The following is a 24,005-nucleotide window of genomic DNA, read 5'->3' on the forward strand; positions in this document are numbered from 1 at the left end:
TATGTTTTACAATCAGACACTGATTTTCTTTTTTTTCTTCCTCTGAAGAAATAATTCCGCTAACGAAGGATGCTGCAGATTCAAGGAATGGCTGCCGTTGAGCAGGCCGGCGATGGGTTCTTCTTTCTGATACGATACTTTCTTAGCCTCCTTTCTTTTGTATTCTGCCTGGGATGTATATTCAGGAATATAGCATACCTCTACCGACCCCAGTTCGATCAGGTCGTCCGTGTTGGCAAAATCCATGCATACCTTCAACAGTATGCTGTTATTCACCACAACATGGCAGGCCGAACCAATGATGCAAGTGGCAGGTATTGTTTTCTTTATCTCTTCGTTATATACCACCGTGGCAGATACCGGTTCGCGCTGCTCTACTAACCGTACGAGCGTCACATGGCTCTGTATGCCGGTCCTGTGGTATGCGATCTGGATATCGGTGATCAGGCTGCCCTTGTCCACGGGTAACATCATGTAGATCCATTTGGAATCGCCCGGTTCGTTCACCCTGACCCTCAACCCCGGATGGCATACATAAGGATAGTCGATCCTGATGCTGGGATCGCCTGTAACAAACCCCAACGCGTGAAGCATCAGCGATTGTTTCCTCGAAAGGAGTTTTTTGGGAATAGGATCGAAACTGTTGTCCATCTGTCTCTATATTTCTGTTGTTGTCATGTGTTATATGAAACTATCTGCAGCTATCGGCGATTATTTTACTTCTTCGAAAGCAATATTCTGTAATGTCTTTTTCAATTCGGGCGAAGGGGTAAACACCACCCGCATGTTCTTGATGTTGCCGGGAGTGAATTCTTCCGGTTGTTCTACTCCTTCGCTCGAGAGCGAGAGGCGCAGCGTGCCGAAATTATTCAGGTTCACACTATACCCTTCTATTAAATAGCGGGGAATTTCATCCACCATATTCTCGATCACATTGATGACCGCGCCCCGGGCGAGAAATGATTTACCGGCAATACCCTTGCTTAGCTGATAATTATTTATCGTGCCTTCTTTTACAGGGCTGGCATACCACTTCCGTTCTGTATCGGGCTCGAGCGGATTGGCTTTTTGCACTAATTTATACTTCATAGACCTCTATTTTATTTGTTTTTTTGAATATGATCATTGCCGGGTATGAAACATGTGAATAGATATATTGCTCGATTGCTCTAAAAGATTGAATATGACTCTATTTTGCCGTTTGTTTCATTTTTGTTACGTTTGGAGCATTTTTTTTGCCCGTATCCTGATTGTCTTCCGACCGTTTGGCGTTTTTTTCCAGTTTTTTCGTTTTTGCTGTCTCTGAACGTTTGTAAAGATTTGGACGTCCTTTGAACCGCCTATATATTTTGATGGCAAACTTACGCTTTTCGCAAACTGTAGGTTAGGATTTATTTTGTTAAATTTAGGATAAAACAGGCTTTAACATTTATGGTCGTTAGTATTATTTACTCATTTAATAAATTTAATATATTGATATATAAAATAATATCTGTGCTAATAATCGATTTTTTGATAGCGGATTTTTTCTGATTTTAGATCAGTGGCTGTCGCTTGAATTGGGTGGGTGTGATCCCGGTATATTTTTTAAATACCCGTGAAAAGTAGTTCACATCGTAGATGCCACATTCCGCGGCTACTTCCCCGATGGTTTTCTCCTGGGTGTTGAATATTTTCTTTGCATGGTTGATCTTCACCTGTAGGATATAGGTGGAGGAGGGATATCCGGTGATGGCATTCAACTTCTTATTCAGTTGGGATACGCTGATTGCCAGTTCCCTGGCCAATTTCCCGGGCGTGAAGTCGGGATTTTTCATTTCACGGTAGATAATATCGGTCGCATGGCGGAGGAATTCACTGTTTATATTGGTTTTATTGTCGGGCTCCGTTTTTTCTTCTTTCAGTACCGATCTGCAGTATTTCTCTTTCAGCAGTTGGCGGGTCTCCAGTAGGTTTTCCACCAGCAGTTGCAGCTCTTCCGGATAAAATGGTTTCCGGACATAACTGTCGGCACCGCTTTTTAGTCCCTCAAGCAAGTCGGATTCGCTGTTCTTTGCAGAGACAATGATCACGGGGATGTGATTGAGCAGGGGAGATGACTTTATTTCCCTGCACAATTCAATCCCACTCTTTTTAGGCATGATTACGTCGGTGATGACGATGTCGGGGATCAATGTATTGGCGATATCCCATGCTTTCTCTCCGTTGCGGGCATGTATGATGTGGTAGTGCTCCTGCGGAAACAGGGAGCGGATATAGATGGCGATGTCCTTATTGTCTTCTGCCAGCAAGATGGCAGTGCGCGGGTCGTTCTCGCTGAGGTCAGAGGAAGGCGGTTCCTGGGCGGTTTCCCCGGGTGTGGACGTTATGAGCGGAAGAAGCGGACTCTTTTCGGGTGTCCAGTGGGCATACAGCTGTTTCTCATTTCTACGGAGAGGCAGTTTAACGGTGAAAGTGGATCCTCTTCCCACTTCGCTTTCCACCCGGATGGTCCCTCCGAGCGCTTCTGTCAGTTGTTTGACAAGCGCAAGCCCTATCCCGTTGCCGGCAGATATTTCCTTCCCGGTTTGCGGATATTTGTAAAACAGGTCGAAGATATGGAGAAGCGTCTCTTTCGGGATGCCTTTTCCTTGATCGATTACTTTGATTACCAGTGTATCCCGTTCTTTTTTGTCTCTCTCCATGATGAGCTGGATGCGGGAGCCTTCGTCGCTGAACTTGATGGCATTGGAAAGGAGATTATAAAGGATTTTTTGGAGCCAATCGGGTACAAAGTCGGTTTCGGTTTCGTTTTCTGTGCAGAAAAAAGAGAGTTCTATCTCTTTTTGCCCGGCATAGATACGGAAGGTTTCCGATATCATTTCTACAAAAGCAACGATATTTCCGGTTTTCCACTCGACGGTTTTGTCGGATGATTGCAAATTAGCGATGTCGAGGAGTTGGTTTACCAGTTCGGAAAGGCTTTTCCCTTGACGTTCTATGGCATTGAGGTAAGTGGACAGGTTTCCATTGGAGAGGTTTTTCTGATCTTTTAATTGTTTACTTAATCCCAGGATGACGGTCAGCGGGGTGCGGATTTCATGGGTGACCTTGGCGAAAATATCGCTAAGGAATTGTTCTTCCTGTTGCAGCATGCGGTTGTTCTTTATCCGTTCAAAAACAGAGAATAATAAGGCCAGTAAAGCCAGGAGAAACAAGCTTGCACCGATGTAAATACCCGCTTTCCCGTAATATAGTACAAGCGGAGGGGTGTGCAATGCAGGTAAAAGAACGGGGGTGACAAGTCCTCCCCATAGCGGAGTTTTATCGGGTACTAAACTGGATAGAAGAAGGTAAAGTGAATCCATGCGATATAATTCGATATAAATTGTGTTCCTACTCTTTATGCTTTATACAAAAGAATAAGAGTTTCTGAACTCTATTTCGGTATTTTATATGACTTTATTGGTGCGCCTCTCTATATATATATTGGGTGCAAGATAGCACCTTTTTTTTATTTACAAATACAGTTTCTTTTATTGAGAATTTCGGACAAATCGCTGACAGGATAAAAGTCGTTTTTTTAATTATATTTAACTAAGTCTTTTTTTTTATCCCGCACGCGTTTATCCTGCTTGACCAGTGCAAATATATTCGGGAAGTGCTAAAATTCACGCGACAATTCGTCTGAAAAACACGACATCTCTCTTTTAGCTGATTATTAGCTATATATAGAGGGTTATTTTTAAAAAATAACACTTTCCCGGACAAAAAATAACAAAATGGATACCCTTCCCATCATGGGCAATGTCACCGGGTACCGTCATTTTATTCAATAATTAGCCAAATCATGTCTATTTCAAGAGAAAATCTTGTAAATTTGCGTATTCGATTGTTATTCGCTTCGCGTTATTCGCTTTGCTGTTATTCGCTTCGCGTTATTCGCTTTGCTGTTATTTCCCGTTTTGCGGGATAACTCAATAACAACTGAATAACAACTGAATAACAACTGAATAACAACTGAATAACAACCGAATAACAATCGAATAACAACCGAATAACAATCGAATAACAACCGAATAACAATCGAATATATATGAAGAAAATATTGAGGGAATTTTTGCCGCTCTTATTGATTGGGATGGTTCTTTTTGCCTGTAAAGAAGGGAAAACGTTTAAAGTAACGGGGAATATCACATCTGCCGAAGGAGATACTTTGTATCTGGAACATCGCGGTCTGGCGGCTGTCAGTGTGCTTGATTCCACTGTGTTGAAAAATGACGGGGCGTTTTCTTTCAGGCAACCGGCGCCTGAGAATCCGGAATTCTATCAATTGCGTATGGGGGGTAAGATAGGTGTTTTTGCCGTGGATTCCACGGAAATACTCCGTATCAGTGCCGATGCTTCAGACTGGTATAATTCGTTTACCGTGGAAGATTCGCCGACCAATAACCAGATGAAAGAAGTGGACGCCCTCACCCGCGTTGCCGCCCGCAGTATTGCCGGCCTGGAGGATCAACACAAAGCCGGATCGATGGACGATATGGCGTTTATTGGGCAACTGGATACCACGTTGCAGCAATATAAAACGGCCGTATCGAAACTGATCTTGGGAAACCCGTCAAGCGCCACGGCCTATTATGCAGTTTTCCAGCGGATAAACGATTGGCTCATTTTTGATCCCTATAACAAGCAGGATTATGCGATGTTCGGTGCTGTAGCCACTTCGTGGAATCGTTATTATCCTGATACGGAAAGGACAAAACATTTGTATGAATTTACCATGAACGCGTTAAAAACCCGGAGGAAACAAGAGCAACAGGCACAACTATTTGAGAATATCCCAGTGGAAGAGGGAATGGGGTTACCCGATATTGTCTTGTCGGGTGTGGATGGACGGAAAGTGGCATTGTCCTCCCTGGACGGGAAGGTGATATTGCTCGATTTTGTGGTGTATAGTGCAGATTTTTCACCGAAACACAATATCGATCTGAATAATTTATATGGTCGTTACCATGCGCGTGGTTTTGAAATATACCAGGTGTCATTCGATTCAGATGAACATTTCTGGAAAACAGCGGCTGCCAATCTCCCCTGGATCACCGTCAGGGATCAGCGGTCGGTCAATTCCACCTTATTGGCGACCTATAATGTGAGACAAATACCCACCGCTTTCCTGATCAATCGTGAGGGTGATATCATTGCCCGCATTGAAGACTATGGCCAATTAGCCGGTGAACTGGATAAAGTGTTGTAAAACATGTTCGGAAATTTTGTGTGATTGGAATAAAGTGTTACTTTTGTAAAAGTATAAACATGGAAAAAAGGGGTTCCGGTCTTGTAATAAAGGCCGGAATTCTTTTTCTTTGCGTTGAGTTTAAAGTATAAAAAAAAGAGAACTATGGCCGTAACGTATATGACCGAAGAAGGCCTTCGGAAGTTGAAAGAGGATTTGGTAGAGTTGGAATCTGTGCAGCGCCCCGAGATATCGCGCCAGATTGCAGAAGCAAGGGACAAGGGTGACCTGTCGGAAAATGCGGAATATGATGCGGCAAAAGAGGCGCAGGGGATGCTGGAAGCAAAGATATCCCAGCTGAAGAACCTCATTGCCAATGCCCGTCTGATTGATGAGAGCGCCATTGGTACGGATGAAGTGCAAATTTTGAATAGAGTAACCATCAAGAATTTGAAAACAAATAAGTTGATGACTTACATGCTCGTATCGGAAAGTGAAGCTGATTTGAAAAGCGGTAAAATTGCCGTCAGTACCCCCATTGCCCAGGGTTTGATGGGCAAGAAAGTGGGGGATGTGGCCGAGATAAAAGTGCCGTCGGGCACGATGACGTTTGAGGTCGTTGAGATTGCGATTTAGATAGGATAAAGAGTAAAGAATAAAGACTGTTAGAACCAGGAGCCAAGACTTGGGGTTTGTTCAACAATTCAACAACTAATCGAGCAGCAATGACTATTTTTAGTAGAATAATCGCGGGAGAGATTCCTTCGTACAAGGTTGCAGAAGACGACCGGTTTTATGCTTTTCTTGATATCCGTCCGATGTCAAAAGGGCATACCTTAGTTGTACCTAAGCAGGAGACTGATTATCTCTTCGACCTGGATGATGCACTTTTGGGTGAGATGGCTGTTTTTGCAAAAAAAGTGGCAAAGGCGATTGAGAAGGCCATCCCCTGCAAGAGGGTAGGGATGATGGTTATCGGCCTGGAAGTGCCGCATGCACATATCCACCTGATCCCTATCCAAAAAGAGGGTGACATGAGCCTTGCCAACCCCAAATTGGAACTCTCTCCGTCAGAATTCGAAGAGATCGCGGAAAAAATCCGTACTTCTTTCTAAATTTTCCGGATGCGGACACCCCTGACAAAATGGCATTCTCCTTTCTCGAGGATCAGGTCGGCCCGGAAACGGGTGGGGAGGATATTTTGTTGCAGGTTGGGCAGGTTGATCTCGTCCCATACCTCATTGGCGAATTTCAGCAGTTTTTTCTCCGAGTAGGAGGCGTATCGGTGGAAATAGGAGTCGGGATCCTGAAAAGCCGTTTGTTGCAGTTTCTTAAACCGGTCGATATACCATTCCCGAAGATCTTTCTCGCTCGCGTCCACATAAATAGAGAAGTCAAAGAAATCGGACACAAATACCCTTCGTCGCATCTTCTTCCCCGGCGATACCTGTAATACGTTGATCCCTTCCACGATAAGGATATCCGGCCGCTCGATCGTTTGCATCTCTCCTTTGACCACATCATAATAGAGATGTGAATAGACAGGTATTTCGAACGTGTCGCGTCCCGATTTTACACCAGCAAGGAACGACAACAACTGCCTGGCGTCGTAACTCTCCGGAAATCCTTTTTTGTTGAACAGGTCTCGTTTCTCCAATTCTTCGTTGGAATAGAGGAACCCATCGGTCGTGATCAGTTCCACTTTGGGCTGTCCGGGCGTCATGGAGAGCAGCTTTTGCAGTACCCGCGCGGTGGTGCTCTTGCCGACTGCCACGCTTCCGGCAATGCCGATAATATAGGGAATGGGTTTGCTCGTATTGGCGAAAAACTGGTCCCGTTCGTTATGCAGGTTACGGTAGTGGGTGATGTGGATCTGCAAGAGCCGGATCATGGGTATATAGATCTCTTCCACCTCTTCGAGGGTGAGCGGTTCATTGAGCGCTTGCAATTTGGTGAGATCTATATCGGAAACAGGAAACATAGGATGTTCCTCCAGCTTGCTCCACTCCTCACGGGTGAAAGCACGGAAAGGAGAGAAGGTCACCTCGTAGACTTTGTTCATTACACAACTTTTTGCCGCAAAGATAGTGAAAATCACGTGCAATGCCCTCACTTACTCGCAGATTTCCACTTTTTCACTTTCCATCAAATCATCTCAAAACTTCTTTTCACGAAATTGCTTAGTGCCTCTCCTTTGAGCATCCCGTTAGAAAGAAGGGCGAGGTCTACTAACTGTTTTAACCGGTTGTCTGCCGAGACTTGGGCTATAAGTTCTTCCTTTTCCTTCTCTCCGCTCTCATTGATCAGTTCTTTGACGAACGGATGCTGCACATTCAGTGTGATCTGGTATGTGTCGGGCATTTCTCCGTAGAAAGCCATTTGCTGTTGCATGGCAGCCATCTCTTTCATTCGCCGTGAGAATTCGTTTTGGGTGATTTGAATCGGCCGGGAAGCTTCTCCAAGCGCTTTGAAATCGACATTGAATTCTGTTTTTTCCATTGCTGGGAGTTGTGATTTCACCGCTTCCGACAGATTCTCTTTCTGCTGGTCGGTCAATTCCACTTTTGGGGCCTCCTCTTTTTCGATGATATGTTCGATGGTGTCGCTATCCACCCTCACAAAGCGGATCTTTTCAGATTTTTGTTCCAGGAGTCCCATCCAGTGAGTGTCAAGTTGTCCGTCCATCAGAAGCACGTCGTAACCTTTCTCTTTTGCCGCGTCGATATGGCTGTATTGTTCTTGTTTGTCGCTTGCGTAGAGGTATATAAGGTTCCCGTCCTTGTCGGTCTGGGTGGATTCGGTAAGCGTCTTGTATTCCTCTGAAGTAAAATATTTGGCATCTATATTTCTGAATAAGGCAAATTTGATAGCCCTGTCGCAGAATTTCTCGTCGGATAGCATTCCATATTCAATAAACAGTTTTAAACTGTCCCATTTCTCTTCGTATTGAGTACGCTCTTTCTTGAATAAATCTTCCAGTTTATCAGCCACCTTTTTTGTGATGTGGTTCGATATTTTCTTCACGTTCTGGTCGCTTTGAAGATAAGAGCGGGAGACGTTCAACGGGATGTCGGGCGAATCGATTACACCGTGCAGGAGTGTAAGAAATTCCGGTACAATACCTTCTACCGAATCAGTCACAAAAACCTGATTACTGTAGAGTTGTATCTTATTACGTTGCAGGTCGAGGTTATTCTTTACTTTCGGGAAATAGAGGATACCGGTGAGGTGGAAAGGGTAATCCACGTTCAGGTGGATCCAGAACATCGGTTCGTCGTTAAAAGAAAGAGGATATAGTTCCCGGTAGAATTTCAGGTAATCTTCCTCCTTTAATCCGGCCGGTTTCTGCCTCCATAGCGGATTAGTGTCATTGACGACATTGTCTTCTTCCGTATCCACATATTTTCCATCTTTCCATTCCTGTTTCTTTCCGAAAACGACCGGTATGGCGAGGAATCTGCAATATTTCTTGAGTAGTGACTCAATTTTATCCTTTTCCAAAAACTCCTTGTTGTCATCATCTATATAAAGGATGATGTCAGTACCACGGTCCTCTTTAACGGTCTCTTCCATTGTAAATTCGGGCGATCCGTCGCATGACCATTTCACGGCTTGCGCACCTTCCTTATGGGATTTGGTAATGATCTCCACTTTTCTGGACACCATGAAGGAGGAATAAAAACCCAATCCGAAGTGGCCTATGATGGCATTTGCACTCTCTTTGTATTTATCCAGAAAATCGTTCGCGGAAGAGAGCGCTATCTGGTTAATATATTTGTCTACCTCCTCAGCAGTCATACCTATACCTCGATCGGAAACGGTCAGAGTGCCTTTATCCTTATCAATAGTGACATGTACTGAGAGATCTCCCAAACTACCTTTAAATTCGCCCACATCGGCCAGGGTTTTCATTTTCTGCGTGGCATCCACTGCATTTGATACGATTTCACGGATAAAAATCTCATGATCACTGTAGAGAAACTTTTTGATAATAGGGAAAATATTGTCTGTCGTTACCCCTATCTGTCCTTTTTGTACCATAATTTATTCGATTGTTATTCAATTGTTGTTCAATTGTTATTCAATTGTTGTTCAGTTGTTATTCGATTGTTATTCAGTTGTTATTCGATTGTTATTCAGTTGTTATTCGATTGTTATTCAGTTGTTGTTCGATTGTTATTCAGTTGTTGTTCAGTTGTCCCGCAAAACGGGAAATAACAGCGAAGCGAATAACGGCGAAGCCGAATAACCATTGAATTGGCGAAGCCGAATATCTATTGGATAATGCAAATTGTATGCCATAAAGTTTGATTGTCGGAATAAGATGGCTGGAATTTTTCTTTCTTTCCCGATAATTAACCGGTTATGTTAAATGGCGGGGTTAACATATGGAAATTTACTTATCATTCATGAATTTTTATTTAGAATCGTTCTAAAAAACTTTTCTATTTGAATCTATTATAATCATTTATTCAGTAATTTAGGTTATAAATTATTTTTATCAATTATCGAGGATATCCGGTGTGCTTTTTTGTATGTTTATTGGTCTGTCTATCAGTATGTTTTTGATGACTCTCGATTTGTTAACACTAATTAATCGTTTTTTGGTGTGCAAGAGGATTGTTTTTAAAGATATCTCCCTATATTTGCAAGAACAACGATCATTTAACACAACTAAAGTTCATAGCTTATGAAAACAAAGATGTCTTTCGAGAAACAACTATTGGGGCTGCAGGACAACATGTTCAACTTCGCGTTGACATTGACAGCCGACAGGGAAGAAGCTAAGGATCTGTTGCAGGAAACAACTCTTCGTGTACTGGATAACAAGGAAAAATATTATGAGAATGTAAATTTCAAAGGGTGGGTCTTCACCATCATGCATAATATTTTCGTAAATAATTATCGTAAAATCGTCAGAAGCCAGACTATCATCGACAAGACAGAGAATCTGTATCATCTGAATTTACCGCAGGATTCCGGATTCGATACACCTGACGGGGCTTATACGATCAAAGAGATCAACAAGGCGATCAATAGTTTTACCGATGAATATAAAGTGCCTTTCTCCATGCATGTGTCCGGGTACAAGTATGAAGAGATCGCGAAACATCTGGGATTGCCCATCGGAACTGTAAAGAGTAGGATTTTCTTTGCCAGGAAAAGGCTTCAGGAACTATTGAAGGATTTTAGGTTTTACGCTGAATAATTTTGGAGTAAAGAATAAAGAATAAAGAGCAAAGATAAAAACCCCTTTCATGCAAAGGGGTTTTTTGATGAATAAGATGTGCCTGTTGACTGTTTTCCTGTGAAGGGGGTAGAACAATAGATCGTCTTTGTAGGTTTAATATAAAAATTAGTATATGGAGATTGTTTGGTTATTGGCCTCGCTGGTTATTTTGTATTTTGGCGCGGAAGGATTGGTTTCCGGAGCATCATCATTGGCGAAACGCATCGGTATCAGTCCTTTGGTAATCGGGTTGACGATTGTTTCGATTGGTACCAGTGCGCCGGAGCTGGTGGTAAGTATAAAGGCTGCAATGAACGGGCAAAGTGCCCTTTCTGTCGGCAATGTGCTGGGGTCGAATTTTTTTAATATCGGGATTATTCTTGGACTATCAGCCCTGATCTATCCGCTCGCGGTGAAACGGCAATTATTGAAACTGGATGTGCCGGTGATGTTATTGGCGACGTTGCTGTTTTTTCTGTTTTTTCTTGATTCCCGGATATCGAAGATCGAAGCGCTGGTCTTTATTGTCTTCTTCGTTTCTTATACGGTATATCTCCTTATTTTCTCAAAAAAGAAAAATGCCCCGGAAAACGATCATGGCGACGATGACGGGATACGGTTGAGTAAGCATTGGTTGATAGATGTGTTGTTTATCGGTGCAGGATTGGCCGGCCTGGTGTACGGTTCCGATTTATTGGTGGAGAATGCTGTTGTTCTTGCAGGGCGTTTGGGAATGTCGGAAGCAATGATCGGGCTTACTATTGTGGCCGCCGGGACCAGTATGCCGGAGTTGGCCACTTCGGTGGTGGCCGCCATTAAAAAACGGGCTGACATAGCGATAGGGAACGTGGTGGGATCGAATATCTTCAATATTTTGTTGATCCTGGGTGTGGCGGGACTTATCCAGCCGATCAGCGCGCCGGACATCAATTATGTGGACAGCCTCTTTGTGATCGGGATAAGCCTTTTGTTATGGGTCTTCATGAAAAAGAACACCCGTCTCGGACGGTGGCAGGGAGCCGCTTTTATCTTATTCTACATGGTTTATTTTTCAGTAAAGCTTTCCTCGATGTAAAAGACAGCGTATCCGGAAAGGTAACTATGCTAACCGGATACGCTGATATGATTAAAAAATGAAGTCTTTCGGATGGTCCACTTTCTCGTTCATAAGCGCCAATTGCAAGACTTCCTCTACGTCGCTTACATATTGGAAGACAAGTCCTTCCACATATTGAGGATTGATCTCATCGATATCTTTCTTGTTCTCCTTGCATAGAATGATCTCTTTGATCCCTGCCCGCTTGGCTGCCAGGATTTTTTCACGGATACCACCTACGGGAAGTACTTTGCCGCGCAGGGTGATTTCGCCGGTCATCGCCAGATTGGGACGTACTTTCCGTTGGGTGTAGACCGAAGTCAGGGAAGTGATCATTGTAATACCTGCCGAGGGGCCGTCTTTGGGTATTGCTCCCTCCGGGACATGGATATGGGTATTCCAGTTTTCAAATATTTCCGGATCGATATTCAATTCCTGGGCATGCGAATGGACATATTCCATGGCGAGCATCGCCGATTCTTTCATCACCTCGCCCAGATTTCCGGTGAGGGTAAGTTTCGCACCCTTTCCCCGGCTGAGAGAACTCTCCACGTAAAGAATTTCACCGCCTACGGCAGTCCATGCCAGTCCGGTTACTACTCCGGCGTACCGGTTGCCCTGATAGCTATCCTTGCTATATTCTTCAATTCCCAGGTATTCTTTCAGGTCGGATACTTTGAGTGATTTCGGATAAGTTTCATCTGCAGCTATCTTCCGGGCTACTTTCCGCATGATCTTGGCGATTTTTTTATTCAACTCACGTACGCCCGATTCCCTTGTGTAGTTTTCTATGATCTTCTGGATGGCCGGTTTGGAAATAGAGAAAGCACCTTTACTGATGCCATGGTTCTGAAGTTCCTTGGGGATAAGATGGCGATGGGCGATCTCGATCTTCTCTTCCGTGATATACCCTCCCACGTTGATCAACTCCATACGGTCGAGCAGCGGTTGGGGAATGGAATTCAGGTTGTTTGCCGTGGCAATGAAAAGCACTTTCGACAAATCATAATCGATGGACAAGAAATTATCATGAAACGTAGAGTTCTGTTCCGGATCCAATACTTCGAGCAATGCCGAGGAAGGATCACCCCTGAAGTCATTTCCGATCTTGTCTACTTCGTCCAATATGAAAACGGGGTTTCCGGTGCCGGCCTTCTGTATGTTCTGTATGATCCTGCCGGGGATGGCGCCGATATAAGTACGGCGGTGTCCGCGTATTTCGGCCTCATCATGCAGTCCGCCAAGCGATACCCGTACGTATTTGCGGTTGAGCGCTTCAGCAATGGATTTTCCCAGCGAAGTCTTGCCTACCCCGGGAGGGCCGTAAAGGCAGAGGATAGGGGATTTCAGGTCGCCTTTCAGTTTGAGTACCGCCAGGTGCTCAATGATCCGCTCCTTTACTTTCTCCATGCCGAAGTGGTCTTTGTCGAGTACTTTCTGGGCATTTTTCAGGTTGAAATTGTCCTTGGAGTAAACGCCCCAAGGCAGTTCGAGGATAGTCTGCAGGTATCCGAACTGTACCGAGTAATCGGGTGATTGCGGATTCAGCCGTTCCAGTTTCTGTACCTCTTTCTCGAATGTCTTGGCTACTTCGTCGCTCCATTTTTTATTTTTAGCCTGTTTCCTGAATTCGTCAATCTCGATTTGCTGGGTATTTCCTCCCAATTCTTCCTGGATGGTTTTGATCTGTTGCTGCAAAAAATATTCTTTCTGCTGTTGATTCAGGTCTTCCCGGGTCTTCATCTGGATGTTCATCTTGAGCTCCAGTACCTGGGACTCACGGTTCAATATCATCAGCAGGCGGTAGGCTTGTTCTTTCTCGTCGTTGATACTCAGCAGTTCCTGCTTCTCATGGCCTTCGAGAGGCAGATTGGTCCCACTGTAGCTGATGAGCATATCGGAGAATGACTCACTGCTGAGGGTCTGCACCAACTCCCTGGGTGGTTCACCCAGCATATGAAGCATGTGAAGCAGTGAATCACGGATGGAATCGAGGATGGCCTTGAATTCTTTATCCTCTTTCGATGTTTTGAGGTACTCCCTTATTTTGAAGGTAGCCTTCATATAAGGTTGGGTTTGGGTTATCTGTAGCCATTCGAACCGTTTCCTCGCCTGTACGATGATGCTGAGATTATTGTCTCCCAATTCAATCACACGGATTACTTCGGCAATCACGCCGACCGGATAAAGATCGACCTCTTGCGGGTCGTCTACGGTGGCATCTTTCTGGCATACCAACCCGACATATTTTAGTTTCTTGCCAAGCGATTTGATCAGGTCCAGCGATTTTTTTCGTCCAACCGATATGGGCAAAGTACTTCCCGGGAAAACAATCGTATTGCGTAACGGGAGTATGGGCAGGGTTTCCCCCAACTGCGATTCGTCTATCTCCTGGTTCCCGTCAATGAAATCACTGGTAATAAAGGATATTACATTTGTTTCGGGATACTCTTCAGGACTCATATATTTTTTGAATGGATTCATCATCGTATTTGTGTCTGTTCTCAAAACAGAAAAATGCTTACTTTTGTTTTTGATTTGAATGATATTAATCAAAATCCGTGCCAAAGTTAGGTGGTTAGGTGGTCCAGTGCCTAAGTGGTTAGGTAGAAAGGTTGAAAGGTGGTTCAGTGCCTAAGTGGTTAGGTGGAAAGGTTGAAAGACCTGTGGAGACTGGGGGACTTGGAGACTTGGAGAGAGGAGATCAACAAATCAGTAAATCAACACATCAGCAAATCAACCCTATGAGCAATCCTTATTTCCGGTTCAAGCAATTCACTGTTTTTCATGATAAATGCGCCATGAAAGTGGGAACGGATGGTGTGCTGCTTGGCGCATGGGCCAGCGTGGATAAAGCGGTAGATGTACTGGATGTAGGCACAGGTACCGGCCTTATTGCATTGATGGTGGCGCAACGCAATTCTCGGGCAAGAATGGTTGCCATTGATGTGGATGAATATGCAGTGGCGCAGGCGACGGAAAACGTGGAAAATTCTCCTTTTGCTGACAGAATTGCCGTTGAATTATGGGATTTCCGGCAATTTGTCCAAAACAGGCCGGAATGTTTCGACCTGATTGTTTGCAATCCGCCTTATTTTTCCGATTCTCTTCTCCCGCCGGATAAAGCGCGGGCAACGGCAAGACATTCCGTTTCGCTGACGTTGGACGAATTGTTGTTTTCCGCACGGAGCTGTCTCAGAGACCGGGGGGTGCTTTCCCTTATCCTCCCTTATGACAAGAATGAAGAGTTAGACCGCTTGTGTGAAAAACATGCTTTTTACATGAAAAGAAAAACTATTGTATATCCCTTGCCCGATTCCAACCCAAAACGGCTGTTGATTGAGTTGACGGTGCAACTGCCTGGCCACAGCGAAACAAGTTCGCTGATCATTGAAAATAGCAGACATCGATATACGAAAGATTTTTCCGAAATGGTCAGCAATTTTTATATACACCTCTGACATGAGGGATGATTATCAGTTATCTAATTCCTCGATCAATAGAATGTCCATTATTTGATGCGCTCTTTTTCGAAGTGTCTTGGAACGACGATCCCATTTGTTCACTTTCACTGAATTATTTTTATCTTTGTTTTCCATAATCAATAGAAAAATGAAATCCATTATTTTTTATGACGGAGAATGCGATGTCTGTAATTATTGGGTGAGATGGATTATAGAGAGGGATACCGACCGGATTTTCAGGTTTGCGTCATTGCAATCAGATTTCGCCGGTGATTTATTCTTACATTTTGAGAAGAAAATGGGATATGATTCTATGGTCATCTTTAAGGACGGTACTGATTTTTTAACCAAATCAGAAGCCGTTTCCTTTATTTTGTTTCAATTAAGAGCCGGTTCTGTTCTCTACAAAATATTAAAAACTACGCCCCGATTCCTGTCAGATATAGGTTATAATTGTATTGCGGCAGTTCGCAAAAGAGTCAGAATGCGCACTTGCCGTGTGTGGGACAATGAAGAGAAGAAACTTTTTCTGAACGATATTGATTTTCCGGATTGGTTATCCGAGAATAATCTATGATAAAATGCCGAAAAAGTGATTTTCATTTTCGTAAGATCATAAAAAGTAGTAATTTTGACGCTTTAAAAAAAATCCGGAATAGTGAAAGAAGTCATAACCATTAAGGATAAACAGTTTGAGTTGTTTATCGACCAAGAAATCATTGAACAGGGGATAAAGCGGATTGCCGGACAGATAGATTCAGACCTGCAAGGAAAGGAACCCATCTTCCTGGCTGTGCTCAACGGTGCTTTTATGTTTGCCGGAGAGTTGATGAAAAAGGTTTCCATTCCCAGCGAAATTACATTCGTACGCCTCGCTTCCTATCATGGCACATCTACCACCAACAGGGTGCAGGAAGTGTTGGGCCTGAATGAGAGTATCGAAGGCCGTACCGTGGTGATTGTGGAGGATATTGTGGACAGCGGGAATACTATGGTCGCACTCAAAAAGGAGTTGGAGAAATATAACCCTATGGAGGTGAAGATCGCCACTCTGCTGTTTAAGCCTGCTGCATTACGACAGAAACTCCATATCGATTATGTGGCCCTTGAGATTCCCAATGACTTTATCGTAGGATATGGATTGGATTATGACGGATACGGCAGGAACCTGAAAGATATATATAAGGTGAAATAAATGACTTTCATCAAAAATATTTTCCATCCTTTAAACCACGGCCGATGAAGATTGTCATAGTTTCAGAGAATAAAAAAACGGCAGGGTGAAAAGATCATCACAGGAATGTGAAAAAGTGGATAAACGCAATTAAAGAAATGAAAAAGCGATTTTTTTCGCAAATTTCTTCATAAATTGCGGTAGGGAAAGAAAAAATAGCTATTTTTGCATTTAAACAGAGTGAAAACGAAAAGCAGTAGATAAAAAAAGATTCACAATGAACAGAGATGAAGTAAAAAAATCGCCGAAAGCGAATCTGGAAGGACATCGAGGTACCTATATCCTGATGGGATTGGTGCTGGCTGTTTCTCTCCTTTTCTTCGCTTTTGAATGGTCGACCGAAACTCGAAAACTGGACGAGACTGTTCTTGTGCAGGATGTTTTGGCCGAAGAGGAAATCGAGATCACTCGTCGTGACCCGGCACCTCCACCTCCGCCCCCCCCGCCTGAACCTGAGACACCCGAAATTATCGAGGTGGTAGAGGAGAAGGTGGAAACCAGGATGGAGATAAAGTCCGAAGACGACCAGTCTCAGAGACAAACGGAAGTCTATATTCCGCCTCCACCACCCAAGCCGAAACAGGAAGAGGTTACCGAAGAGATCTTCGTAGTGGTGGAAGAGCAACCGGAATTCCCCGGTGGAAATGTAGCCATGATGAAGTTCCTGAGCGACAATATCCGGTATCCGGTCATTGCACAGGAAAACGGGATTCAGGGTCGTGTAATCTGTAACTTTGTAGTAGAACGGGATGGTAGCATCACTGACGTACAGGTGGTGCGTGGACAAGACCCCTCCCTGGACAGGGAAGCTATCCGTGTAATCCAGCAGATGCCTAAATGGAAACCCGGAAAACAACGCGGGTCTGCGGTACGTGTCCGGTTTACATTGCCGGTAGTATTCCGTTTGCAAAACTAAAATAGTATAAAAATGTAAAAAAGCTGCTTTTGAATCCCAAAAGCAGCTTTTTTACTTGTGTGAATGGTGATGAAGCAGAAAATATCCCTTTTAGAAAAAATCATTGATGATTCCATCAGGAAAGTGTTGAAGGACTACCAGCCACGGACACTGTTTGATCCCGCCCAATATATATTATCATTGGGAGGAAAGCGCCTTAGGCCGCTATTGACATTGATGGCTGCGGATCTCTTCGGTAAAGATCCGGAAGACGTGATAGATGCTGCGTTGGCAGTGGAAATATTCCATAACTTCTCCCTCGTGCATGACGATTTGATGGATAAGGCCGATTTGAGGAGGGGATATCCGACGGTGCATAAAAAATGGACTGAAAATAGCGCGATCCTCTCGGGGGATGCCCTGGTCATTGAAGCATACAGGTATATTGCAAAAGTCCCTGTGGATGTGCTGCCTGATATTTTGGAGTTGTTTACTACTACAGCCATGGAAATATGTAAGGGGCAGCAATACGATATGGATTTTGAGCAGCGTATGGACGTCACCGAAGAAGAATATATCGAAATGATATACCTGAAAACGGCCGTTCTCATTGGTTGTGCATTGAAGATCGGTGCGATCATAGCAGGAGCTGCAACTGAGGATGCTGATTTATTATATAAGTTTGGTATCAATATAGGGCTGGCGTTTCAATTGAAGGATGATTTGTTGGATGTATATGGCAATCCCGAAACATTTGGGAAAAAAATAGGTGGGGATATCTTATGTAACAAAAAAACATTCCTGTTGATCAAGTGTTTAAAGAATGCAAGTGACGAACAGAGAGTGGAATTGAACAAATGGTTGACGGCAACTGCATACGACCCCGAGGAGAAAATCAAGTTCGTTAAAAATATTTATGATGAATTAAATTTGAAATTTATCGTTGAAAATCTTATTGAAAAGTATTACCTTGCGTCGCTTGATTTTCTGTCATCGATCAATATTGCCGATGATCGTAAAAGAAATCTGATCACTTTGGCGGAGAATCTGATGTACAGAGAACGGTAATAATAAAAAAGAAAAAAAGAAAGGCTTGCTGATAAAGGATAGCCGTACGTTACATGCCCTATCGTAGATTACCCAATACAGACAGCGCCCGTATCCGGGCCTTGAGATCGGCAGTGGATAAAGCCGCCAATACCGATTTTCAGGAACTCTCATTCTCCACGGGAATTCTTGATGAGGCCAAGAGTGCTTTGACCCATTTCGAACATTTGTGTGCCCGTTATCAGCAGTTGTATGACACGCAGGTGAAAGCCGGCAAGTCTTTTATCGGAAAAACGAAAAATGCCCGCATGTATATTTCCCATTTTATACAAGTGTTATACATGTGTGTGATGCGTTCCGAGATCAGAGAAGAGCAACTGACCCTTTATGGACTGGAAAAAGCCAATATGGTTGTTCCCGATTTGACCTCTAACGAGCAACTGTTGGAATGGGGCCAGAAAATTATCGATGGAGAGAACCAACGTACCTCACAGGGTGGTGTGCCTATTTATAATCCCTCCATTGCCAAGGTGAAGGTTATGTTTATCCTTTTTAAAGAAGGTTACCAAACCCAGAGGTTGCATCAGAAGGCTACCTCCCGTGTCTTGCAGGAAGTGGCTGCTTACCGGGAAAGAGTGGATGAGATCATCCTTGAGATATGGGAAGAGGTGGAAAAGCACAATAACGGCTTATCTCCCGAAAAACGGCTTGCCCGCAATCGTGAATATGGGATTGTGTATTATTATCGAAAAGGAGAAATTGCGGAATGAACCTTATTGATACGCACGCCCATCTCTTTGTGGAAGAGTTTAAGGATGATCTCCCTGAAGTAGTGGCCCGTGCAAAAGGGGTGGGGGTGGAGAAAGTATTATTGCCCAATATCGACCAGGATTCTGTGAGGTATCTGCAACAGTGTGTACGGGATTATCCCGGTTTTTTTTATCCTATGATGGGCCTTCATCCAACCAGCGTTACGGATGATTTCGAGAATCAGCTGGATATCATTTACCGGGAGTTAAACTCCGGGGATTATATAGCCGTGGGAGAGATAGGGATTGACCTGTACTGGGACACCTCTTTGAAGGAGGCGCAGATAAAAGCTTTTGAGACCCAGTTGAAGTGGAGCATTGAAAAAGATTTACCCGTATCAATCCATTTCAGGAATGCTACAGAAGAAGTGATACAAAGTATTCGAAGGGTAGGAGCCCCATTATTAAGAGGGGTGTTCCATAGTTTTGGGGGTACGAAAGCAGAGTTGGAAGCTATATTGGCACTGGATAATTTTCTGATTGGGATCAACGGGGTAGTGACTTTCAAAAACTCGGGATTATCCGAAACGTTGAAACATTGTCCTTCCAACCGGGTGGTACTTGAAACCGACTCCCCTTACCTGGCGCCGGTACCTTACAGGGGAAAAAGGAACGAGTCGGCCTATCTGTCATATGTGATTGGGCAACTGGCCGGGATATGGAACGAGAGCAGGGAATCAGTGGCACGAATCACCAGCCGGAATGCCGGAAAAGTGTTCAAATGGGAGGATTAAACAGGGTTTCATGTGTCAACCTAAGGCCTGAAATGGTTTTTTATTAAAATTATTGGGATAGAAGTAGCATATATTTGATAAATTCTGTAATTTTGTTTCCTGAATGGAGCGGGAATGAAATATTTTTTGTAATTTGCACCCGTTTTCAAAAAAATCTCTTTCAAAGAGATCTCCATTCTCTTAGGGAGAGATGCTCGAGTGGTTGAAGAGGCACGCCTGGAAAGCGTGTATACGCCAAAAGTGTATCGCGGGTTCGAATCCCGCTCTCTCCGCATTTATATAAAAGAAAAAAGTCACTATAAAGTAAGATATACACAAAAACAGAAATATACATATTAAAAACAAACAATTAAAGATCATTAATCAAAAAAATTGAACACACAATGAAAAAGTTATTTGCAATTTTAGCAATCTTCGGAATGGTGTCCGTAGGATTGTCGTCGGTTCTTTTGGCGCAAGATACAGAACAAGTGGCTACTTCCTCTGTGCAGACAACCCAGGCTGACGTTCAGGAAACATCAGGTGGTTTTCATCAGGCAATAAAGGTGAAATTTATTGAGGGTGGTGCCGGCTTTATGAGCACGATTGCTATCACTCTGATCCTGGGTCTGGCTTTCTGTCTGGAAAGAATTATCTACCTGAGTCTTGCTGATGTGAATCCTGATCCTTTCCTGAATAAGGTAGGCGATGCACTCGACAGAGGTGACGTGGAAGCCGCAAAAGATATCGCACGCAATACCAGAGGACCTGTGGCATCGATTGTATACCAGGGTTTACTTCGCCTCGACCAGGGAGCCGATGCGGTAGAACGGTCCATTGTTTCTTATGGAGGCGTACAGTCGGGACTACTTGAAAGAAACCTTTCATGGATCACCCTCTTTATCGCGATCGCTCCGTCCCTCGGGTTCTTGGGAACAGTAGTAGGTATGGTGCAGGCATTCGATGATATCCAGAGGGCAGGCGATATGAGCCCGACGATTGTGGCCGGTGGTATGAAGGTGGCTTTGATCACTACCGTGGGTGGTTTGATCGTGGCTATTATTCTCCAGATCATCTATAACTATATCCTTTCTAAGATGGAGGGTCTCCTAAATAAGATGGAAGATGCTTCTATTACTTTCCTGGATCAAGTGATCAAATATAACGTTAAATACAAAAACTTGTAATTATTATGGCTGTAACAAAAATACACAGAACTTCCAGATTTACCCTCTACATCAGTGTCTTGATCACTCTTGTAGTATTGGGTTTATTCTATCTTGGAGGTCAGGTGCCGGCACATGAAAAGTTTGTCGCCGATATGAGTCAGCCTAAGTTTACGGATATCATACTGTATTGGGCCTACGTTCTTTTGGCTGTTACCATAGTCGTTCTGATTGGGTTTGCCATCGTAGGTTTCTTGAAAGGGCTGAAAGAGAATCCAAAGAAAGCCTTGACCGGACTTCTGACGCTTGTGGGATTGGCTGTATTGTTGATTGTGACTTATGCCATAGGCGACGGCACAATTTTAAGTATTCCCGGATATGAAGGAAAAGACAATGTCCCTCCGACCTTGAAGATGACCGATATGTGGCTTTATAGCGCATATTTCATGTTTGTGATTACAATGTTGGCGATGATTATCTTGCCGCTGTTTAAAAGAAAAAAATAACCACCCGATTAAAGGTTAATTAAAAGAAAGGTTTTTTTATGGCTAAAACAAAGAGAAAGGTTCCACCGCTTAATGGAAGCTCGATGGCCGATATTTCTTTTCTATTGCTGATCTTCTTCCTGTTGGTTTCGAATATGGACGTCGACTCCGGTCTGGCACGCCGATTACCGCCACCTCCACAAACCGAAGACCAGACTTCGGTGGATGTGCAACGCAGGAATCTGTTTATTGTTCTGGTGAACGCCAGGAACGAGACCATGGCAGCCAATCAGCATGCCACAGAGTGGTATGCCAATGAAGCGGAGTTACGGGGCGAAGTAGGAGGAAAGGTTGCGCTGAAGGATAGGATTAAAGAGTTTGTTTTGAACACATCTAACAGCGCTGATTTGCCCGAATTGGAAGAACAGGATTTCGACGCCCCTATAGGTATTGTTCCTGTTACCGCATCGCATGTGGTCTCTATCCAGAATGATGCCACTACCAGTTATAAAGCATATATAGCTGTGCAAAACGAAGTGGTAAGGGCATACAATGAATTGAGGGAAGAGGGTGCGAAGAAATATTTCAACACCTCTTATGGAGAGTTAACGGAAATGCAACAGAAACAAATCCAGGATCTTTATCCTCAACGTATCTCTGAAGCTGAACCTAAAAATTATGGAGGACAATAATTATGGGAAAATTCAATAAAAGTGGTAAGCGGGAAGTACCGGAAATGAGTACTACATCTATGCCCGATATTGTTTTTGCCATCTTGTTCTTCTTTATGGTTACTACGACCATGCGTTCGGAGACATTGCTGGTAAAAGTGACTGTGCCGCATGCTTCGGAAGTGCAGAAATTAGAGAAGAAATCGCTGGTGACGTATATTAATATTGGTCCTCCTGCTGATGTGAAACTGGGTACCGGAACACAGATGCAGTTGAACGACAGGTTCGCGCAAGTGGGCGAAATCCAGGATTATATCGCACAGGAAAAGGCCAGTATGAATGAAGCGGATCAACCGTTGATGACTGTTTCCATTAAAGCAGACGAAGATACGCGGATGCAGTATATTACAGATGTGAAGCAGGCACTAAGACAGGCTTATGCGTTGAAAATCAGTTATTCTGCCCGGAAGGGGGAGAATTAATAGCTGAAAATAATATCTTAAAAAAACCGGGTTATTTCAATAATCCGGTTTTTTTTTCACCTTTCCACCCTTCCACCTAACCACCTCTTCTCACCCATTCCATCACATTGGCCGGTGGACGTTTTGCCAGTAATTCACCTTTCATGAAATCCATATAAGGTGCCACATGGGAAAAAAACTTATAATATCCTTTACAGAGGTAATTTAATCCTTCGTTACCGTATTTGTCTTTGATAAACCTGTTTTTGGGACATTCCCCATAGCAGGCAAAAAGCATATCGCATTCCCTGCATTGTTGGGGGAGTGTATCAAATTTATCATTGCCGAATTGCATTTGTTCCTCGGAATACATCATTGAGGTGAGTGTCCTGCTGTAAATATTGCCTAACCTGTATTGGGGAAAGACGAAATGGTCGCACGAATAGACATCGCCGTTGAATTCCATTACCCCTGCATGTCCGCAGGTCCTGGCCATGGTACATACCCCGGGTTGTTCACCTACCCAGTTCGCCAGTGTGGAATCAAAGATCTGGATAAATATTTTACCTACATCCTGTTTAACCCATTCGTCAAAAATGGCGCAGAGAAAATCACCCCATTTCCCCGCATCCACAGTGAAAGGAGCCAATTCCACTTCTTCCTCTTTTTCTTGTGCGGTGGCCAGCTTCATCTCCCGGTTGTTCTTGTGTAAACGCTCAACAATAGGGGTGAACTGTATGTATTGGCATCCGATTTCTTTGAAGAACCGGTAGAACTCCAGAGGATAATCCACGTTATAATCATTCACTACTGCCATGCAGTTAAATTCCACGCCATGTTTCTGAAGGAGTTGGATTCCTTTCATGACACGGTGAAAGGATGGCCTTCCCATCTTGTCGCGCCGGTATTCATCGTGGAAATCCTGCGGCCCGTCGATCGATATTCCCACCAGAAAATTGTTCTCCTTAAAGAAAGCGCACCATTCGTCATTAAGGAGTGTGCCGTTGGTTTGGATGGAATTGTCGATCTGCCGGCCTTTCGCATATTTTTTTTGCAATTCCACTGCTTTTTTATAGAACGAGAGAGGACGCATCAGTGTTTCCCCGCCATGCCAGGTGAACATTACCTGGGGCATGGTCTGCGATTCGATATATTGTTGGATAAACCGTTCAAGAAGCTCTTCGCTCATTACCTGGTTCTTCCTGCCATAAAGTATTGCCTTTTCCAGATAGTAACAGTAGTCGCAGTCGAGGTTGCACTTCGATCCTACCGGTTTAAGCATTACGTACATCGGTTTGGCAAAGGGAGCAAAAGTAGACATATCAATTTTATTTATAAAACAAAGATAAACAATTTATATCATTGTGCGGTTTAGTTGGCTGGGAAAATTAGGTGCCTGAGTGGTTAGGAGCCTGAGTGGTTAGGTGCTTGAGTGGTTAAGTGGAAGAGTGGTAGGACACCTATATCCTAAAGTCCTGGTTCTTGGTTCTAAAAGTCTTGGTCCTAAAAATTTTGGTTC

General features: G+C 43.8%; 23 protein-coding genes and 1 tRNA gene. 17 read left to right on the plus strand and 7 right to left on the minus strand.

Going from position 1 to position 24,005, the window contains the following annotated elements:
* Positions 1–12: 12 nt before the first annotated feature.
* From ABV001_RS04065 to ABV001_RS04075, 3 genes are all read right to left on the minus strand, one after another.
* Complete coding sequence (locus ABV001_RS04065; RefSeq protein WP_352421648.1) at positions 13–651, minus strand: hypothetical protein; 639 nt, start codon at positions 649–651, stop codon at positions 13–15.
* A 60-nt stretch (positions 652–711) separates the two neighbouring features.
* Positions 712–1,089, minus strand: coding sequence for an HU family DNA-binding protein (locus tag ABV001_RS04070; RefSeq protein WP_352421649.1), 378 nt, complete (start codon positions 1,087–1,089; stop codon positions 712–714).
* A 446-nt stretch (positions 1,090–1,535) separates the two neighbouring features.
* Positions 1,536–3,347, minus strand: coding sequence for a hybrid sensor histidine kinase/response regulator transcription factor (locus ABV001_RS04075; protein ID WP_352421650.1), 1,812 nt, complete (start codon positions 3,345–3,347; stop codon positions 1,536–1,538).
* 728 nt (positions 3,348–4,075) lie between these two features.
* Between ABV001_RS04075 and ABV001_RS04080 the strand changes: the two genes are divergently transcribed.
* From ABV001_RS04080 to ABV001_RS04090, 3 genes are all read left to right on the plus strand, one after another.
* Positions 4,076–5,236, plus strand: a complete 1,161-nt coding sequence (locus tag ABV001_RS04080) for a redoxin domain-containing protein (protein WP_352421651.1) — start codon at positions 4,076–4,078, stop codon at positions 5,234–5,236.
* A gap of 144 nt (positions 5,237–5,380) precedes the next feature.
* Positions 5,381–5,851, plus strand: a complete 471-nt coding sequence (greA, locus tag ABV001_RS04085) for a transcription elongation factor GreA (RefSeq protein ID WP_352421652.1) — start codon at positions 5,381–5,383, stop codon at positions 5,849–5,851.
* Positions 5,852–5,940: 89 nt separating this feature from the next.
* A complete protein-coding gene (locus ABV001_RS04090; RefSeq protein WP_352421653.1) occupies positions 5,941–6,330 on the plus strand; it encodes an HIT family protein in 390 nt (129 codons plus the stop codon).
* Here the strand turns inward: ABV001_RS04090 and coaA are convergent.
* Positions 6,327–7,277 carry a type I pantothenate kinase gene (coaA, locus tag ABV001_RS04095; RefSeq protein ID WP_352421654.1) on the minus strand — a complete coding sequence of 317 codons (951 nt, stop codon included), beginning with the start codon at positions 7,275–7,277 and terminating at the stop codon, positions 6,327–6,329. The genes ABV001_RS04090 and coaA overlap by 4 nt on opposite strands.
* An 83-nt stretch (positions 7,278–7,360) precedes the next feature.
* The gene (gene htpG / locus ABV001_RS04100) at positions 7,361–9,256 is read right to left on the minus strand and encodes a molecular chaperone HtpG (RefSeq protein ID WP_352421655.1); all 1,896 of its coding nucleotides are present in this window, start codon (positions 9,254–9,256) and stop codon (positions 7,361–7,363) included.
* A gap of 649 nt (positions 9,257–9,905) precedes the next feature.
* Here htpG and ABV001_RS04105 point away from each other — a divergent pair.
* Together ABV001_RS04105 and ABV001_RS04110 are read left to right on the plus strand one after the other, a co-directional pair.
* On the plus strand, positions 9,906–10,424 hold the full coding sequence (locus ABV001_RS04105) for an RNA polymerase sigma factor (RefSeq protein ID WP_323423013.1): 519 nt from the start codon (positions 9,906–9,908) through the stop codon (positions 10,422–10,424).
* A 154-nt stretch (positions 10,425–10,578) separates the two neighbouring features.
* Positions 10,579–11,520 carry a calcium/sodium antiporter gene (locus tag ABV001_RS04110; protein WP_352421656.1) on the plus strand — a complete coding sequence of 314 codons (942 nt, stop codon included), beginning with the start codon at positions 10,579–10,581 and terminating at the stop codon, positions 11,518–11,520.
* Between the two features lie 51 nt (positions 11,521–11,571).
* Here the strand turns inward: ABV001_RS04110 and lon are convergent, their stop codons facing one another.
* Entirely contained in the window at positions 11,572–14,004 is a 2,433-nt protein-coding gene (gene lon, locus ABV001_RS04115) for an endopeptidase La (RefSeq protein ID WP_502929847.1), read from the minus strand.
* Positions 14,005–14,285: 281 nt separating this feature from the next.
* Between lon and ABV001_RS04120 the strand changes: the two genes are divergently transcribed.
* The 12 genes from ABV001_RS04120 to ABV001_RS04175 all read left to right on the plus strand — a co-directional run bounded on the left by ABV001_RS04120 (position 14,286) and on the right by ABV001_RS04175 (position 22,507).
* Positions 14,286–15,002 carry a tRNA1(Val) (adenine(37)-N6)-methyltransferase gene (locus ABV001_RS04120; protein ID WP_352421658.1) on the plus strand — a complete coding sequence of 239 codons (717 nt, stop codon included), beginning with the start codon at positions 14,286–14,288 and terminating at the stop codon, positions 15,000–15,002.
* Positions 15,003–15,153: 151 nt separating this feature from the next.
* Positions 15,154–15,582: a thiol-disulfide oxidoreductase DCC family protein gene (locus ABV001_RS04125; RefSeq protein WP_352421659.1), complete on the plus strand. Its 429-nt coding sequence runs from the start codon at positions 15,154–15,156 to the stop codon at positions 15,580–15,582.
* Between the two features lie 81 nt (positions 15,583–15,663).
* Positions 15,664–16,200 carry a hypoxanthine phosphoribosyltransferase gene (gene hpt / locus ABV001_RS04130; RefSeq protein WP_352421660.1) on the plus strand — a complete coding sequence of 179 codons (537 nt, stop codon included), beginning with the start codon at positions 15,664–15,666 and terminating at the stop codon, positions 16,198–16,200.
* Positions 16,201–16,456: 256 nt separating this feature from the next.
* Positions 16,457–17,155 (plus strand): energy transducer TonB, encoded by a 699-nt coding sequence (locus tag ABV001_RS04135; protein WP_352421661.1) that lies wholly within the window; start codon positions 16,457–16,459, stop codon positions 17,153–17,155.
* A 69-nt stretch (positions 17,156–17,224) separates the two neighbouring features.
* Positions 17,225–18,202, plus strand: a complete 978-nt coding sequence (locus ABV001_RS04140) for a polyprenyl synthetase family protein (protein ID WP_352421662.1) — start codon at positions 17,225–17,227, stop codon at positions 18,200–18,202.
* A gap of 53 nt (positions 18,203–18,255) precedes the next feature.
* A complete protein-coding gene (locus ABV001_RS04145; protein WP_352421663.1) occupies positions 18,256–18,951 on the plus strand; it encodes a hypothetical protein in 696 nt (231 codons plus the stop codon).
* Entirely contained in the window at positions 18,948–19,724 is a 777-nt protein-coding gene (locus tag ABV001_RS04150; RefSeq protein ID WP_352421664.1) for a TatD family hydrolase, read from the plus strand. The genes ABV001_RS04145 and ABV001_RS04150 overlap by 4 nt, the downstream gene beginning before the upstream one ends.
* Before the next feature lie 184 nt (positions 19,725–19,908).
* A tRNA-Ser gene (locus ABV001_RS04155) sits at positions 19,909–19,996 on the plus strand.
* Positions 19,997–20,107: 111 nt separating this feature from the next.
* A complete protein-coding gene (locus ABV001_RS04160) occupies positions 20,108–20,890 on the plus strand; it encodes a MotA/TolQ/ExbB proton channel family protein (protein WP_323424050.1) in 783 nt (260 codons plus the stop codon).
* A 5-nt stretch (positions 20,891–20,895) separates the two neighbouring features.
* Positions 20,896–21,375, plus strand: a complete 480-nt coding sequence (locus ABV001_RS04165; RefSeq protein WP_352421665.1) for a hypothetical protein — start codon at positions 20,896–20,898, stop codon at positions 21,373–21,375.
* A gap of 38 nt (positions 21,376–21,413) precedes the next feature.
* Positions 21,414–22,046 (plus strand): biopolymer transporter ExbD, encoded by a 633-nt coding sequence (locus ABV001_RS04170; protein ID WP_352421666.1) that lies wholly within the window; start codon positions 21,414–21,416, stop codon positions 22,044–22,046.
* A gap of 2 nt (positions 22,047–22,048) precedes the next feature.
* Positions 22,049–22,507: an ExbD/TolR family protein gene (locus ABV001_RS04175; protein ID WP_323424047.1), complete on the plus strand. Its 459-nt coding sequence runs from the start codon at positions 22,049–22,051 to the stop codon at positions 22,505–22,507.
* 76 nt (positions 22,508–22,583) lie between these two features.
* On the opposite strand, the gene ABV001_RS04180 is transcribed toward ABV001_RS04175, so the two are convergent.
* On the minus strand, positions 22,584–23,813 hold the full coding sequence (locus tag ABV001_RS04180) for an anaerobic sulfatase-maturation protein (RefSeq protein ID WP_352421698.1): 1,230 nt from the start codon (positions 23,811–23,813) through the stop codon (positions 22,584–22,586).
* Between the last annotated feature and the right edge of the window lie 192 nt (positions 23,814–24,005).

It is taken from the genome of Proteiniphilum sp. (genome assembly GCF_040307845.1).
Lineage (GTDB): Bacteria > Bacteroidota > Bacteroidia > Bacteroidales > Dysgonomonadaceae > Proteiniphilum.

Excerpts from the sequence above, each read along its gene's own strand:
- htpG (WP_352421655.1), bottom strand. The coding sequence starts at position 9,256 with ATGGTACAAAAAGGACAGATAGGGGTAACGACAGACAATATTTTCCCT.
- ABV001_RS04090 (WP_352421653.1), top strand. The coding sequence starts at position 5,941 with ATGACTATTTTTAGTAGAATAATCGCGGGAGAGATTCCTTCGTACAAG.
- ABV001_RS04105 (WP_323423013.1), top strand. The coding sequence starts at position 9,906 with ATGAAAACAAAGATGTCTTTCGAGAAACAACTATTGGGGCTGCAGGAC.
- ABV001_RS04140 (WP_352421662.1), top strand. The coding sequence starts at position 17,225 with ATGAAGCAGAAAATATCCCTTTTAGAAAAAATCATTGATGATTCCATC.
- lon (WP_502929847.1), bottom strand. The coding sequence starts at position 14,004 with ATGAGTCCTGAAGAGTATCCCGAAACAAATGTAATATCCTTTATTACC.
- ABV001_RS04110 (WP_352421656.1), top strand. The coding sequence starts at position 10,579 with ATGGAGATTGTTTGGTTATTGGCCTCGCTGGTTATTTTGTATTTTGGC.
- ABV001_RS04120 (WP_352421658.1), top strand. The coding sequence starts at position 14,286 with ATGAGCAATCCTTATTTCCGGTTCAAGCAATTCACTGTTTTTCATGAT.
- ABV001_RS04125 (WP_352421659.1), top strand. The coding sequence starts at position 15,154 with ATGAAATCCATTATTTTTTATGACGGAGAATGCGATGTCTGTAATTAT.
- ABV001_RS04165 (WP_352421665.1), top strand. The coding sequence starts at position 20,896 with ATGGCTGTAACAAAAATACACAGAACTTCCAGATTTACCCTCTACATC.
- ABV001_RS04150 (WP_352421664.1), top strand. The coding sequence starts at position 18,948 with ATGAACCTTATTGATACGCACGCCCATCTCTTTGTGGAAGAGTTTAAG.
- ABV001_RS04170 (WP_352421666.1), top strand. The coding sequence starts at position 21,414 with ATGGCTAAAACAAAGAGAAAGGTTCCACCGCTTAATGGAAGCTCGATG.
- ABV001_RS04175 (WP_323424047.1), top strand. The coding sequence starts at position 22,049 with ATGGGAAAATTCAATAAAAGTGGTAAGCGGGAAGTACCGGAAATGAGT.
- ABV001_RS04075 (WP_352421650.1), bottom strand. The coding sequence starts at position 3,347 with ATGGATTCACTTTACCTTCTTCTATCCAGTTTAGTACCCGATAAAACT.
- ABV001_RS04065 (WP_352421648.1), bottom strand. The coding sequence starts at position 651 with ATGGACAACAGTTTCGATCCTATTCCCAAAAAACTCCTTTCGAGGAAA.
- greA (WP_352421652.1), top strand. The coding sequence starts at position 5,381 with ATGGCCGTAACGTATATGACCGAAGAAGGCCTTCGGAAGTTGAAAGAG.
- ABV001_RS04070 (WP_352421649.1), bottom strand. The coding sequence starts at position 1,089 with ATGAAGTATAAATTAGTGCAAAAAGCCAATCCGCTCGAGCCCGATACA.
- coaA (WP_352421654.1), bottom strand. The coding sequence starts at position 7,277 with ATGAACAAAGTCTACGAGGTGACCTTCTCTCCTTTCCGTGCTTTCACC.
- ABV001_RS04145 (WP_352421663.1), top strand. The coding sequence starts at position 18,256 with ATGCCCTATCGTAGATTACCCAATACAGACAGCGCCCGTATCCGGGCC.
- ABV001_RS04080 (WP_352421651.1), top strand. The coding sequence starts at position 4,076 with ATGAAGAAAATATTGAGGGAATTTTTGCCGCTCTTATTGATTGGGATG.
- ABV001_RS04160 (WP_323424050.1), top strand. The coding sequence starts at position 20,108 with ATGAAAAAGTTATTTGCAATTTTAGCAATCTTCGGAATGGTGTCCGTA.
- ABV001_RS04135 (WP_352421661.1), top strand. The coding sequence starts at position 16,457 with ATGAACAGAGATGAAGTAAAAAAATCGCCGAAAGCGAATCTGGAAGGA.